We start from the raw sequence: 14,457 nt of genomic DNA on the forward strand, positions 1-14,457 counted from the left end.
ATGAAAATGCGATTTCTCGCATTTTCCAAACGGACTCTCAGAAGGTGGTCGACAGCGAGAAGTTCAGCGTGGTGCCATAACGATAGGCGTTATAGATCACCGTATAGTCGCCGTTCGACTGCGTTTCCTTGTAATTATTTCCAAGGATGTTGCGTGCCTCGAACTTGGCTTCGAACTGGCGCCCCGCCACCTTGACGCCCTGGCGCGCCACGAAGTCCAGGTTCACGCCGGGATATTCATACACGTCCGGCTGGTTCTGGTTGGCAAGGCCACGGCTGGTTACGCGCTTGCTGGCATAGGACAGGATGAAGGTCTGCTGCGACAGATTTTCCTGATCTTCCAGGCCAAGCTGGAAGTTGACCAGATGGTCCGACTGGCCGGTCAGCGACGCGCCGTTCCGGAAATAGTCGGTCGCCAGCGTCGAGGATGCACCGAATACCGACACCTGATCATCCGCGCCCACCTTCAGCTTGGACTTGGTGTAGGTATAGTTGGCGATCGTGACCAGGCGGCGCGTGGCGAAGAAATCGCTGCCCGAGAAGCCGGACAGATCGAAATATTTCTGCACCTCGGCTTCACCACCATAGAGATTCGCCTTCGGTGCATTGGCGAAGCTGGTGATGAAATTGTCGCCGTTCAGCGTAATGTAGGTTTCGATCGGCTTGTCGATCTTCTTGAAGAAGCCCGCGATCGAGAAGCGCTGATCGCGACCGAAATACCATTCATAGCGCGCTTCCGCGTTGAACAGTTCGCTATCCTGCAGATAAGGGTTGCCCTGATAGCGGCGGTTCGTGTCCGGGTCGAAGTAGAACTGATAGATGAGTTCGCGGAACTGCGGCCGCGCGATCGTCTTCGACGCGTTCAGGCGGATCTGCATATTTTCCTGCAGCTGCCAGGTCAGCGTCGCGGCGGGCAGCCAATAGTCATTGTCCAGCATGGTCGATGCGGTGCTGGCGCCCGGCGTGTTGAACACCTGCAGCGGCGACACCTCCAGCTTGGCCGTTTCATAGCGGACGCCCGCATCGATCGACACTTCCGGCGTTACCTGCAGGTTCACCTTGCCATAGCCGGCATGGTTCTTGAGCGTCGCGCGGAAGGCGGGATTGCCTTCGTTCGTCTCGATCACGCCGATGTTGAAATAATCGACGATGTTCGGCGCCAGCAGCAGGTCGGGCCGCAGCACGCCCACGCCTTCGGGCATATCGCTCGACGCGCGGAACTGGAAGTCGCGGCGCGAGCTGGTGCGATTGGTGTCGGTATAGGCATAGCCCGCCGTCAGCCCCAGCGAGGGCGACGGACGCCAGGTCAGGTCGATGCCGCCCGACCACAGGTCTTCGTTCAGATCCGAATAGCTCGCTGTCGCCGTCTGGCCGGTATTGCCGTTCAGGCGGTTGACGAACAGGTCGCCATAGGGGTCCGCGTCCGAATTGGTGCGGATATATTCGAACGAGATTTCGTCCGGCGCCTCACGCTGCGAATTGGCGTAGCCGCCACGCACGTCCAGGCTGAATGCCGGGCCGAGCTTGAACTCGCCCACGAACTGGGTGTCGATCAGCTGGCGCTCATACCAGGCCGTATCCTGCTCCATGATGTCGGAGGTCGGCTGAGTCTGGGTGTTGCCGATGCCCAGGCGCGTATGCTTGAGCGTGTCGCGGATATAGAGGTTGGTCCAGCGCAGCTTGTTGCCGCCGAACTCCAGCCCCAGGCCCAGCAGGCCGTTGACGATGATGCGATTGTCGGTCGTGACGCGCTGGAAATCCGAATTCAGCGCCGACAGGTCGGGCGTGATCGAATTCTGCTGGCGCTGGTCGCGAACGATCCACTTGTTGCTGTAGCCCGCCGTCGCAATCAGGCCCAGCGTCGACCCGCCCAGATCGAACGAAGTGCCGCCCGAAACGGTCGCCGAATAATTGGGATCGAGATCGGTGATGCGCTGGACGGTCGAGTTGCTGAAGCGCACCATCTGGCCCGCCAGGGCGACGGAGTCGACATTACCGGAGCTGATCCGCTCGCCGCTCTTGAAGAAGGCGCTCAGCGCCGGCGGCAGGTCGCGGCTGCCATTGTCGAAGCCGGTCCAGTCGCTCTTGCTGCCATAATAGCTGTAGCCGAGCTGATAGGTGCTTTCGGTGTTCGCGCCAATGCCGCCGCTGATCGTCAGGAAGCTTTCGGCCGGCACGGCGTTGGTCGTCAGGTTGATGACGCCGCCGCCGAATTCGCCCGGATAGTTGGGCGAATAGCTTTTCTGGACCATCGAGGAGGATACGATGTTGGTCGGGAACAGGTCCAGCGGCACGACGCGCTTGAGCGGCTCGGGGCTGGGCAGCGGCGAACCGTTGAGCAGCGCGAGCGAATAGCGATCGCCAAGGCCGCGCACATAGACGAAGCCGTTGCCGACCACAGAAAGGCCGGTGACGCGACCCAGAGCGCCGGCGATATTGCCGTCGCCGGTACGCGCGATGTCCGCGGAGGACAGGATCGACACGACCGCGGGCGTATTCTTCTGGATATTGGCGCTGCCGCGACGGCCGGTGACGATGATGTCGGCACCGGGAATCGAAACGTCGGGCGCCGCGTCGTCCCGGGCGGCAGAACGGCCGGTCCGGGCGACCGGGTCAGCGGCAACCTGCGGATCGCTGGTCGTGGCATCGGCAGGCGCGGTCGTTTCCTGCGCGAGCGCGGCCGGCGCGACCAAAGCGGAAGAAAGGAGCAGCAGGCCCGCGAACTTGAGCGGCGTCGCCATCAAATGTCCCCTAAAGATAGTCATTGCGCATTTCGGGGCGGGATGCAGCCGGTCAGGCCGCATCCCGCCCCGTCTCAGGTCGATCCGATCTTAGACCGGGATCGAGGTGCAGGCGCGACGGGCGGTGCTGGTGCTGTCGAACGGCGCATAGGCCGAGTTGCAGGTCCAGCCCGCGAACCAGGTGTCGTTCGAGTCCTTCACCGCACCGACATAGGTGGTGGTGTCGAAGAAGGCATCCAGCGTCTTGGCGTCGAAGGCGGTGACGCCGGTCGTTTCGTTCGCGCCGTTGATGAAGGTGGCGGTCAGCGAAGCAGTGTAGGCGTCGTTATTGTTGTTGCCCGTGAACAGCGTGGCGATATCCGCGACGCTGTAGGCGATGCCGCTGGTGCCCGACGCGATATATTTGGTCGCATTGCACTGCATCAGGACCGAACGGGCCGTCAGCGTGGCGCGGTTCGCGGCGCTGCCGGTGCCGTGCAGGCGGACGCACTCATTATTCGGCGACACCACGATGCCGTTGACCAGCGTCAGGTCCGAATTGCCGCGGTTCAGGATCGACGCCTGGTCGTTGGCTTCATTGTTGCTGCTGACCTGCGGCTGGATCGCGGTGAAGTTCGCCACGATCGTCTTCTGACGCGGCGTGTCGCTTTCCAGGCCATTGCTGTCGATTTCCATCAGCGCGTCGCCTTGGCCCGGGCGCTGCACGATCAGGACATATTGGAAACGACCCTGGATACCGGTGTCGGCGTCAAGGCTGTCGTCGTCCGAGCCGGCCGCGATATAGTGCTTCATGCGCACGGTGCCGCCGAAGAATTCAGCGCCGTCGTCCGAGCTGTTGAAGCTCTGGATATAGTCCAACGTGGTGCCGGAGCCGATCGATTCGCCGGTCAGCGCCTGCAGTTCGGTGTTGGCGCCCAGCACATAGCCCGAATAGCGAATCTGCACATATTTCATCGTGCCGGCATTGTAGGCGTCGTCGCGACCACCGAAGTTCGCTGGATCGGCCGAACCTTCGGTCTGGCGCTCGCAGGTGTCGGCAGCGACCGAACCGCTGTTGCAATCGGTGGTGCGCGCACGGCCCATCAGCACGACGCCGCCCCACTGGCCCATCGAGGTTTCCGACGCGATGCCCTTGATATTGTCGCTGCTGGTGAAGATGATCGGGGCGGAGGCGGTGCCCGTGGCGTTGATCTTGTTGCCGCGATTCACGGCCAGCCAGGACGTGCCGGTGCCGCCATACAGGACAACGCCCGGTTCGATCGTCAGCGTGACGTTGGTGTCGGCGGTCAGCTGGCCACCGGTCAGCGTGAAGCCGTTGGCGGCGGTGCAGCCAACGGTCGAGCTGGTGACGGGCGCCGAGGTGGTCGGGGCGGAGAAGCCGCTGTCGCAACCCACGTCGACGCGGCCCTTCAGCTGATAGACCAGTCCGGCGATCTTGGGCAGCGTGATGCTCTTGGCGATGATCGACGGCAGCGTGCAGACGCGCCACGTATCGCCCGAGGAGTTGCTGATCGTGCCTTCGTCGGTCAGGCCCTTGGGATCGGCGATCGTCGGGCAACCGCCGGCGGCCGTGATTGCAGTCGGCGTCGGCGTGGGCGTGGGGGTCGGCGTGGGCGTCGGCGTCGGGTTGATGATGACATTGCCGCCGGTACCGGGCGAAGCGATGTCGTCCGCGCCGCAGGCGCTCAGCGCCATGCAGGCGCAGCCCGCCATCAGGATGGTGTGAATGCGATTATTCTTGGCCATGTCGTCTCCGCTCCGGGCATCGCCCGTATTGTTGGTAGGCGGAGCGCAGGGGAAAACTCGAATCGGACAACGCCCCCTGTCGCCCTCTGCGCGGCAGTTAGGCGGGGGAAATGACATGATCGTTCCGCTTTGATGACGGTTCGGCGACTCAAAAATGACAGTTAAAAGACAGAGGGCATGACAATGGTCATGATGGCAAAGGGGATAACAACCATATGAAAGGGCGCCGCCCCTGCGGACGACGCCCCTCACTCCCTGCACCCTGGATTTTACCCTGTTCGGATTGAATCAGGATAAACGCTATTGTCTTTTGCCTTCCGTGATTTCCGAGCCGTGAAATGGCATTTCACGCGAAATCACTTCAGCCTTGCAAATCGACTCAGCGCGACGCGTAAACGGGCGCCTTCAACCGGCCCAGCGCCCGCTGTGCGATCGATCGCGACGATTCCTGCGTGCCGTTGGCCAGCAGCAGCGTCTCTTCCGGCGCGAAACTGGCGGCGCGGTACGCGGCCCGCGCGCGCTCCATGCGCCCCGCACCGGCATAGGCATTGCCAAGATTGATGAGGCGGGCCGGATCATTCTCGCCATTCAGACGCATCAGCTGCAACTTGCCGATCGCGTCGTTGAACTGCCCCTTGATCAGGGCGTCGGCGGCCAGGCTGCCATCGGGCAGGGCGACCACGACCATGTCGTCGGAGGCCGCCTGCGCCGTCATCGGCACGGCAGCAGCCATTGCCAGACCCAAAATCGCGACGGCCATCTTCATCTCTTTTCTCCAAAAAAACCTTCTACAATAGCGATTACTATTTCACTTTGATGACATGCATGCAAGGCGCGACAAAGGTCGGCTTTTGATAAATCTTTACTTATAAATCAGTATGTTATTAGTTTTCCATCAAACTGTCATAAAAGTGAAATCAAATCGACAGGGTGGAATTGGACTTTCCGCGAATCAGCAGAGGAGCGACGGCAACCGCTAGCGCCCACCCTTCCAGGCCGCATGACAGCGGCGCGCGTCGGGCACGACATGAAGGTCGATGGCGCCAGCGCCTCGACGGAATGCAGAACGGATGTGGAAAGGTCCGGAGGCTTCTGTTGCCCGGCGCCTCCGGGGGCCGCTGAATTCCCTTCTGTTGCCCGGTGGGTTCAACCGCGCTATTTTAGAGTAATGTCAGGCCGTGAGGCCCTCAATTACGCTGCAATGGCGAGTGCTTCGTTATCGTTGGCACTTGTGAGTTTTGCACAGTTTAACGGCTTACACGGGCCGGGTAAAAATATCGCCTTTGAACACACGTCGATCCTAGTTCGGCCCCATCAGAAACCCCGCCTCAAAGGCGGGATATGTGGTGGAACCGCCGGGTACTGCCCCCGGGTCCGCTGCGTCTATTACTCGACACAATTTATCACCATAGCCGGGCGAACCCGGCACCCCCTATATGGAGCGGTGCGGTCCATTTATCAAGCCACTCGCGTCAAAGAGGGGAAGTCGACATGTGCATCATGGCCATGGCATGGGACACGCATCCGCGCTGGCGGCTCATCCTGATCGGCAATCGCGACGAATATCATGCCCGCCCGGCCGCGCCGCTGGCCCGCTGGACCGATCGCCCAGGCCTGATCGCCGGGCGCGACCTGCAATCGGGCGGGACGTGGCTCGGCGTATCCGAAGCCGGCCGCGCCGCGATCGTCACCAATTTGCGTGGCTATGGCCGCCCGCAACCCGACCGTGCCTCGCGTGGGGCGCTGGTGACGGATCTGCTCGCGGGCGACGGCGCCCATGCCGATGTCGCGCGGGCGGCGTTCGACGATTTCAATCCGTTCAACCTGATCCTCGTCGAACGCGACCGCGCCCATTTCCTGACCAACCGCCCGGAACCGTGGCGCACGGCGCTGACGCCCGGCCTCTACGGCCTCTCCAACGGTACGCTCGACGCGCCCTGGCCCAAGACGCTCGCGCTCAAGGCCAGCCTGCTCGCCTGGCTGACCGAGGAGGCGCAAGATCCCGCGCGCCTGCTCACAGCGCTTCGCCTGGAAAGCCTGCCCGACGCCGGCATCGCCCCCGCCATTCCCTCCGACGCCCCGGACGAAGCCGCCGCCTCCCCCATCTTCATCCGCAATCCGCTCTACGGCACTCGGTGCAGCACCATCGTGGCGATCGACCGGGATGGACAGGGACGGATCATCGAACGCCGCTTCGACGCAAACGCCGACAGGACGGGCGAGAGCGAGGAGCATTTCCGCTGGTAAAGCGCCGCGACCGTCAACGGCCAAATTCCGTCATCCCAGCGAAAGCTGGGATGACGGCCAAGAAGAACAGCCGTCAGTCCGCGATCCACCCCCACTCCGCCATTCTCATCCGCGCGTATATCCCCTAAGCGCGCTCCATGAGCCCCGACTATCTCTACATCGCCTGCGCGATCGTCGCCGTCGTCATTTCCGGCCTCGCCAAGGGCGGGTTCGCGGGCGTGGGGGCGCTGGCCATGCCGATCATGGCGCTGGGCGTCGATCCGGTGCGCGGAGCGGCCATCCTGCTGCCGATCCTGATCCTGCAGGATGCAGTCAGCGTCTGGGCGTTCCGCAAAAGCTGGGACGGCCATGTCCTGCGGGTCATGCTGCCCGGCATGGCCGCTGGCGTAGGCCTTGGCTATGTCTTCGCGGCGCAGGTGTCGGAAAGCGCGGTGCTGGGTGCGCTGGGCGCGATATCGGTGATTTTCGGGCTGCAACGGCTCTGGGTCGAACGGGGCGGCGCGATCATACTGCCGTCCAATTCGCCCGCATGGGTCGGCACGCTGTTCGGCGTCGCCAGCGGCTTCACCAGCCAGATCGCCCATGCCGGATCGCCGCCCTTCCAGATGTGGGTGCTGCCCCGCAAGCTGCCGCGCGACATGCTGGTCGGGACCACGGCTGTCGCCTTCGCCGTCATGAACTGGATCAAGGTGCCCGCCTATGCGGCGCTGGGCCAGTTCACGCGTGCGAACCTGACGGCGACGGCGATGCTGGTGCCGGTAGCGATCGCCGCGACCTTCGCCGGGGTGGCGCTGGTGCGGCGAGTCGATGCGGCGCGTTTCTACACGCTCATCTATGTGCTGATGGTGTTGCTCGGCCTCAAGCTGGTGGCCGATGCGCTGATGGCTTGAGCCATAACCAACCTACTTCCGTTCGCTGCGAGCGAAGTTGAGTGTAAAAAAAGGCCGGCGCTGAGGCCGGCCTTTTCGCTTATTCCTTCTCGCGCTTCTTGCGATGCGTGTCGAGGTCGAGGACGGTGGTGTCCAGCCCCTCGGGCAGCAGCCCCAGGCGACGCGCCACTTCCTGATAAGCCTCGACTTCACCGCCCAGGTCGCGGCGGAACCGGTCCTTGTCCAGCTTTTCGCCGGTGTTCATGTCCCACAGGCGGCAACCGTCCGGGCTGATCTCGTCGGCCAGGATGACGCGGCTGTAATCGCCGTCATAAAGCCGGCCGAACTCCAGCTTGAAGTCGATCAGGCGGATACCGATGCCGGCGAACAGGCCGCACATGAAGTCGTTGATGCGGATCGCCATGTCGGCGATGTCGTGCATCTCTTCCTGCGTGGCCCAACCGAAGCAGGCGATATGCTCTTCGGACACCAGCGGGTCGCCCAGCGCATCGTCCTTGTAGCAATATTCGATCAGCGTGCGGGGCAGCTGCGTGCCTTCCTCAATGCCCAGCTTCTTGCTGAGCGAACCGGCGGCGACGTTGCGCACGACGACCTCGATCGGCACGATCTCGACCTGGCGGACCAGCTGCTCGCGCATGTTGAGGCGGCGGATGAAGTGGGTCGGCACGCCGATCTGGCCGAGCAGGGTGAAGATATGCTCGGAAATACGGTTGTTGAGCACGCCCTTGCCGGAAATCGTGCCCTTCTTCTGCGCGTTGAAGGCGGTGGCGTCATCCTTGAAATATTGGATGATCGTGCCGGGTTCCGGGCCTTCGTAAAGGATCTTTGCCTTGCCTTCGTAGATCTGGCGGCGACGGGCCATGCGCGTTCCTGACTTTTTCCAAAAACAGTTCACCCCGGCAAACGCGAATCGGAAGGGATAAGCGGGTGCCGGGGCTGCTCGGGCGGCCCATAGAACAAAGTCGGCTGGGGTGCAATTGGATGGGTGGGCGCACGGTCATGCCGCCCGCCCGTCGCCCTCCATCACCACCGACTCATCCAGAAAGTCCAGAAACGCCCGCACCCGCGCCGCGGACCGGTCTTCCGCCGCATAGAGGGCGTGGATATCCTCGCCGTCGCCGGGATTATAGTCCGCCAATATCTCGACCAGCCGCCCGGCCTTCACATCGCTTTCGACATGGAAATAGCCGTGCCGGGCGATGCCGCAGCCAGCGACCGCCATCTGCCTGACCACCTCGCCCGAATTGCCGAAGAATTTGCCCTCCACCGGCCGCTGCACCACGCGCTTGCCGATGCGGAAGGGCCAGCCGTCGACCGACCGGCGGAAACTGAAGCGCAGACAGTCATGTCCGTCCAGATCGTCGGGCGTTTGCGGTGTCCCGCGCCGCGCCAGATAGTCGGGGCTGGCCACCAGCGCCATGCGGCTACGCCCCAGCTTCTTCGCGCGCAGGCTGGTGTCGCGCAGCGGCCCGATGCGGATGGCGATGTCGGCCCGCTCGCCCACCAGATCGACGATCGTGTCCGACAGCGTCAGGTCGACCGTCACCGCCGGATAACGCTCCGCAAAGCACGGCAGGATCGGGATCAGCCGCTCGACCCCGAAGGAAGGCGACGCATTGACCCGCAGCAGCCCGCGCGGCTCGTTACGGTCCTGCCCCAAGCTGATCTCGACATCCATCATGTCGCCGATCAGCACCGCCATCCGGTCGCGATAGGCCTGCCCTTCCCGCGTCAGCGCCAGCGCGCGGGTCGACCGGCGGAACAGCAGCACGCCCAGCCGCTGCTCCAGCCGCGCGATCGACCGGCTGACCGCCGACGGTGTCAGCCGCAGCGCCTTGGCCGCCGCCGCGAAGCTCCCCTCGCCCGCGACCATCAGGAACGTCTCTATGTCGCCGAAACGATTATCCATGATTTATTTTCACTTCTGAAGTGATGGAGTGCGATCTAATCATCAATCGCGCAAATGCTATCTGATTGTCCAGTTCGCTGTCTATTTTTACAAGGGAGCATCCCATGGACCTGAAACTCACCGGCAAGAGCGCCATCGTCACCGGATCCACCGCCGGCATCGGCCTCGCCATCGCCAGACGCCTTGCGCAGGAGGGCGTCACCGTCACCATCACCGGCCGCAGCCAGGCCAAGCTGGACGCCGCCGCCGCCGAAATCGGCTTGCCCGTCAACGCCGTCCTCGCCGATCCCGCCACCGCGCAGGGCGCCGCCGAACTGATCGCCGCGGTACCCACAACCGACATATTGGTGAACAATCTCGGCATCTACGAAGCCAGGGATTTCGCCGACATCAGCGATGAGGACTGGCATCGCCTGTTCGAGGTCAACGTCGTCAGCGGCGCGCGCCTGTCCCGCCATTATTTCCCGAAGATGCTGGAGCGCAATTGGGGCCGGGTGATCTTCATCGCCAGCGAGAGCGGCCTGCTCCCGCCTGCCGAAATGATCCATTACGGCATGACCAAGTCGGCCCAGCTCTCCATCTCTCGCGGCCTCGCCGAACATACGCGCGGCACCGGCGTCACGGTCAACAGCGTCCTTCCCGGCCCGACGCGATCGGAAGGGATCGTCGACTTCATCCGCTCCGTCGTCGACAACAAGGAAGCGCCCGAAGCCGAACGCGAGGCGGAATTCTTCACCAGGCTGCGCCCGCTTTCGCTGATCAAGCGCCTGATCGAGGCGGACGAGGTCGGCGCGATGGTCGCCTATCTCGCCAGCCCGCTCGCCGCCGCCACCAATGGCGCCGCGCTGCGGGTCGAAGGCGGCATGGTGCCGACGATCGCGTAATCCGATACCGGAGATATTCACGATCCTCCTTACGGAAACTGGCCCTGTCGCTCGTCTCATGCCTCCACTAGGATGATGCGATGAGCGACACGGACAGCCTTTCCCCGATCGAGGACGCCATGAACCGGGACGGCTACGCCCGCCTGCCCGGCGCGGAGCTGCTGGACCAGCTCGGTATATCGCCGACGGACTGGGACGCGTTTGCCCGAAGCTGGGACGATCTTGGCCCCGATCTCTACATGGCCGATGGTGGACGCTACCGCCGCCGCCGCCACGCGACTTTCCGCTGCACATCGGGCCAGTTCGTCCGCCAGCCGCACCAGCCCCATTATCAGAGCCGCGACTATAATGTGTTGAACGGCGACGTGCAGCGCTGGTTCGATCCGGTCGAGGATGCAACCATCGCCATGCCCGCCATGCAGGCGATCCTTGCCTTTTGCGCCGACAGCTTCGATCCCGCCCGCAAGGGCGACTGGCACGTCGAACTCCACCAGTTCCGCATCGAGACGAAGCCCGGCGAAAATGGCCGCCCGACGCCGGAAGGCATGCACCGCGACGGCGTCGACCGGGTGATGGTGATGCTGGTCGAGCGCCGCAACGTGCGCGAAGGCGTTACCCGCATCGGCGCGCCCGACGGCACACCGCTCGGCGAGTTCACGCTGGTCCAGCCGGGCGACACGATGCTGATCGACGACCACCGCATCCTGCACGGCGTGACCGAAATCCACCCGCTCGTGCCCACGCGCCCCGCCTGGCGCGACGCGCTGGTGGTGACGTTCGTGGCGAACAGCTAAACTAAAGGTCCGTTCGGTTCGAGCCCTTCGACTGCCTGCTTGCAGCAGGCGCTCAGGATAAACCTCATCCGCTTTGCGGATGAGGTCGAGAACCGGCTAGCGCAGCGCTTCCCGCTTCTCGACACGCTCGAAGCGAACGGATGTCACTTAAGAAGAACCAGCTCCTCTGCCATACTCGGATGCAGCGCGACGGTGTCGTCGAAATCCTGCTTGGTCAGGCCCGCCTTCACCGCGATGGCCGCCGCCTGCAAAATCTCCGGCGCATCCGGCCCGATCATGTGCAGCCCCACGACCTTGTTGGTCGTCGCGTCCACGACCATCTTGTAGAGCGACCGTTCGTCCCGCCCGGCCAGCACATTCTTCATCGGCCGGAAGTCGGAGGTATAGACCTTCACGGTGCCATATTGGTTCTTCGCCTGCGCTTCGGTCAGGCCCACGCCGGCGAGCGGCGGATGGCTGAAGACGGCCGACGGCACACAGGCATAGTCGACCTTGCGCTTGTCGCCACCGAACACGTTGTCGGCGAACGCATGGCCTTCGCGAATGGCGATCGGGGTGAGTTGCAGCCGGTCGGTGACGTCGCCCACTGCATAGATGCTCTGGCACGTCGTCTGGCTATAGTCGTCGACCCGGATCGCGCCCTTCTCGTCCAGTTCGACATCGGCCGTCTCCAGCCCCAGCCCATCGGTCATCGGCTTGCGCCCGGTGGCGAACAGCACCACGTCCGCCGCGACCGGATCGCCATCCTTGAAACGGACGCAGAGCGTGCCGTCCTCATTCTTCTCGATCCGCTCCATCTGCGCATTGAAGCGGAAATTGATCCCCTTGGTCATGGAGATCTGGAGCAGCCGGTCGCGTATCTGCGCGTCATAGCCCCGCAGCAGGTCGCTGCCGCGATTGACCATCGTCACATGGCTGCCGAGCTGGTGGAAGATGCCGGCAAATTCATTGGCGATATAGCCGCCGCCAACGATCACGATCCGCTTGGGGCATTCGTTCAGATGGAACACCTCGTTGGACGTGATGCCATGTTCCGCGCCCTCCACTTCGGGGATCAGCGGCCAGGCGCCAGTGGCGACCAGGATCGTCTTCGCCGTTACCTCACGCCCGCCGGCCAGCTTCACGCTGTGCGGCCCGGTGATCGTCGCCCGCTCGCGGATCACCTCCACCTTGTGGCTGCTGAGCGTATTGCCGTAGAGTCCCTCCAGCCGATCGACCTCCGCCAGCACATTGTCGCGCAGCGTCGTCCATTCGAAACCGCAATCCGGCACATTCCAGCCAAAGCGACGCGCGTCCTTCAGATCCTCGGCGAAATGCGCGCCATAGATGAGCAGCTTCTTGGGTACGCAGCCCCGGATGACGCAGGTGCCCCCGACCCGATATTCCTCCGCCACCGCAACCTTCGCGCCATGCGCCGCCGCAACGCGCGACGCCCGCACGCCGCCCGAACCGGCGCCAATGACGAAAAGGTCGAAATCAAACTCGCTCATGCCTGCCTCCGCTCGGCGCATCGCGCGGGAAAACGGGAACCGGTTTTCCGCCCAAGCGATGCGCCATCAAAAACTTGACGCGGGATATGGCGGCTAGGGCGTGGAGTTACAAATGGGATTTTTTCTACCAGTTCCCTTCACTTCGAGCATGTCGAAAAGCGGTAAGCTTTGCGCTCCCGTTTCTCGACATGCTCGAAACGAACGGCTGTCGTGGTTATTCCCCGCCCAGCGCGATGTCGATCAGCGCCATGGTCGACGGATCGAAGCCGGTCGGACCATTCGCCTCGATCGACTTGGCGATTTCCTTGCCCAGTTCGACGCCGAACTGGTCGAAGGGGTTGATGCCCATCAGCACGGCATTGGCGAAGGTGCGATGTTCGTAGAAGGCGATCAGCGCGCCGACCACTTCGGGGGTCACGTCATCGACCAGGATGGTGGTCGACGGCCGGTTGCCCGGATAGGCGCGCGCCGGGTCCGCCGCATTCTCCTTGCCGCGCATCAGTGCAGCGCCCTGCGCGAAGCAGTTGACCAGCAGCGCGCGGTGATGCGCCGCGTCCAGCACATGGCCCGGCTCGATCGAGGCGATGAACTCGACCGGGGTCAGGATCGTCCCCTGATGCAGCAGCTGGAACACCGCATGCTGCGCATCGGTGCCCACGCCGCCCCAGGTGATCGGCGCGGTCGGTCCGTCGACCGGCGTGCCGTCCCGCTTCACGCTCTTGCCATTGCTCTCCATTTCCAACTGCTGGAGGTAGGAAGGCAGCAGCTTCAGCCGCTCGTCATAGGCGAATAGCGCGCGCGTCTGGCAGCCCAGCACCCGCGTATAATATTGGTCGACAAAGGCCGCGATCAGCGGCGCATTTTCGCTTGGGGGAGACAGGCGGAAATGCCGGTCCATCGCCGCCGCGCCCTCCAGCAGGCTCTCGAACGCGTCCCAGCCCAGCGACAGCGCCGCCGGGAAGCCGATCGAGGACCAGAGCGAATAACGCCCGCCCACCGACTCCGCAAACGGCAGGATGCGGGTTTCGTCCACGCCCCATTCGATCGCCTTGTCGGGCGAGGCCGTCAGCGCGATGACGCGGCCATAGGGATCCTCTACGCCCGCCTCGACCATCCAGTTGATCGCGCTCGCCGCGTTCAGCATCGTCTCGGTCGTGGTGAAGGTCTTCGACGCCACGGCGATCAGCGTATAGTTGGGATCGAAGCTGTCGAGCGCCCGTTCCAGCGCGGTGCCGTCGACATTGGACACGATCGCCACGTCGTAGCGGATGCCCTCGCCATCCAGCGCGTCGATGATGAGGTCCGGTCCCAGCGCCGACCCGCCGATGCCGATATGCAGGATATGGCGAATCTCGCCCAGCGCGCCCGCCTCGATCGCGTCGATCAGCGCGCGCATCCGTTGATGCAGCATCTTGGCCTGCGCGACGCTCTGCGCATTGCCCTCGCCCCGCTCGGCGGGATGTTCGGCAGCGCGGCCTTCGGTGTTATTCACCGCCTCACCCGCGAACAGCGCGTCGCGCTGCGCGGCAAAGCCCTGTTCCTCGGCCAGCTTCAGGAAGCCGGCCATCAGGTCATCGGTCAGATGGGTCTTGGACCAGTCGAACCGGATCGGTCCCTGGCTCAGCACCAGCTTGGACAGGCGGTCGGGATCGGTGGTAAAAATGGATTTGAGGTCTGCTTGCGGAAGCGCGGCGATGGACGCCAAGGGACCTGGCAGTGCAGGGCTGGTCATGCAATATCCTCTTATGACGTTGGTC

Annotated in this window: 11 protein-coding genes and 1 other RNA gene; 4 read left to right on the top strand and 8 right to left on the bottom strand. The window is 63.5% G+C overall.

Annotated features, from left to right (window positions below; translation table 11 throughout):
- Positions 1-37: 37 nt before the first annotated feature.
- The 4 genes from DM806_RS13585 to ssrA all read right to left on the bottom strand — a co-directional run bounded on the left by DM806_RS13585 (position 38) and on the right by ssrA (position 5,952).
- Positions 38-2,740 (bottom strand): TonB-dependent receptor domain-containing protein, encoded by a 2,703-nt coding sequence (locus DM806_RS13585; RefSeq protein WP_179043707.1) that lies wholly within the window; start codon positions 2,738-2,740, stop codon positions 38-40.
- Positions 2,741-2,830: 90 nt separating this feature from the next.
- Entirely contained in the window at positions 2,831-4,486 is a 1,656-nt protein-coding gene (locus tag DM806_RS13590) for a hypothetical protein (RefSeq protein ID WP_179043708.1), read from the bottom strand.
- Between the two features lie 379 nt (positions 4,487-4,865).
- Positions 4,866-5,252 (bottom strand): tetratricopeptide repeat protein, encoded by a 387-nt coding sequence (locus DM806_RS13595; RefSeq protein ID WP_179043709.1) that lies wholly within the window; start codon positions 5,250-5,252, stop codon positions 4,866-4,868.
- Positions 5,253-5,605: 353 nt separating this feature from the next.
- Positions 5,606-5,952: a transfer-messenger RNA gene (ssrA, locus tag DM806_RS13600) on the bottom strand.
- 25 nt (positions 5,953-5,977) lie between these two features.
- Between ssrA and DM806_RS13605 the strand changes: the two genes are divergently transcribed.
- Positions 5,978-6,733 carry an NRDE family protein gene (locus tag DM806_RS13605; protein ID WP_179043710.1) on the top strand — a complete coding sequence of 252 codons (756 nt, stop codon included), beginning with the start codon at positions 5,978-5,980 and terminating at the stop codon, positions 6,731-6,733.
- A 137-nt stretch (positions 6,734-6,870) separates the two neighbouring features.
- Complete coding sequence (locus DM806_RS13610) at positions 6,871-7,623, top strand: sulfite exporter TauE/SafE family protein (protein ID WP_179043711.1); 753 nt, start codon at positions 6,871-6,873, stop codon at positions 7,621-7,623.
- 79 nt (positions 7,624-7,702) lie between these two features.
- Here DM806_RS13610 and purC read toward each other — a convergent pair whose 3' ends face one another.
- The gene (gene purC / locus DM806_RS13615; RefSeq protein ID WP_179043712.1) at positions 7,703-8,485 is read right to left on the bottom strand and encodes a phosphoribosylaminoimidazolesuccinocarboxamide synthase; all 783 of its coding nucleotides are present in this window, start codon (positions 8,483-8,485) and stop codon (positions 7,703-7,705) included.
- Positions 8,486-8,620: 135 nt separating this feature from the next.
- Positions 8,621-9,532 (bottom strand): LysR family transcriptional regulator, encoded by a 912-nt coding sequence (locus DM806_RS13620; protein ID WP_179043713.1) that lies wholly within the window; start codon positions 9,530-9,532, stop codon positions 8,621-8,623.
- Positions 9,533-9,636: 104 nt separating this feature from the next.
- Between DM806_RS13620 and DM806_RS13625 the strand changes: the two genes are divergently transcribed.
- Positions 9,637-10,416 carry an SDR family NAD(P)-dependent oxidoreductase gene (locus tag DM806_RS13625; RefSeq protein WP_179043714.1) on the top strand — a complete coding sequence of 260 codons (780 nt, stop codon included), beginning with the start codon at positions 9,637-9,639 and terminating at the stop codon, positions 10,414-10,416.
- 80 nt (positions 10,417-10,496) lie between these two features.
- The gene (locus tag DM806_RS13630) at positions 10,497-11,210 is read left to right on the top strand and encodes a 2OG-Fe dioxygenase family protein (RefSeq protein ID WP_179043715.1); all 714 of its coding nucleotides are present in this window, start codon (positions 10,497-10,499) and stop codon (positions 11,208-11,210) included.
- A gap of 143 nt (positions 11,211-11,353) precedes the next feature.
- Here the strand turns inward: DM806_RS13630 and gorA are convergent, their stop codons facing one another.
- Together gorA and pgi are read right to left on the bottom strand one after the other, a co-directional pair.
- Entirely contained in the window at positions 11,354-12,700 is a 1,347-nt protein-coding gene (gene gorA, locus DM806_RS13635) for a glutathione-disulfide reductase (RefSeq protein ID WP_179043716.1), read from the bottom strand.
- Positions 12,701-12,914: 214 nt separating this feature from the next.
- The gene (pgi, locus tag DM806_RS13640) at positions 12,915-14,432 is read right to left on the bottom strand and encodes a glucose-6-phosphate isomerase (protein WP_179043717.1); all 1,518 of its coding nucleotides are present in this window, start codon (positions 14,430-14,432) and stop codon (positions 12,915-12,917) included.
- Positions 14,433-14,457: the final 25 nt, after the last annotated feature.

Origin of the sequence: Sphingobium lactosutens, assembly GCF_013393185.1 — a bacterium.
GTDB classification, from domain to species: Bacteria; Pseudomonadota; Alphaproteobacteria; order Sphingomonadales; family Sphingomonadaceae; genus Sphingobium; species Sphingobium lactosutens_A.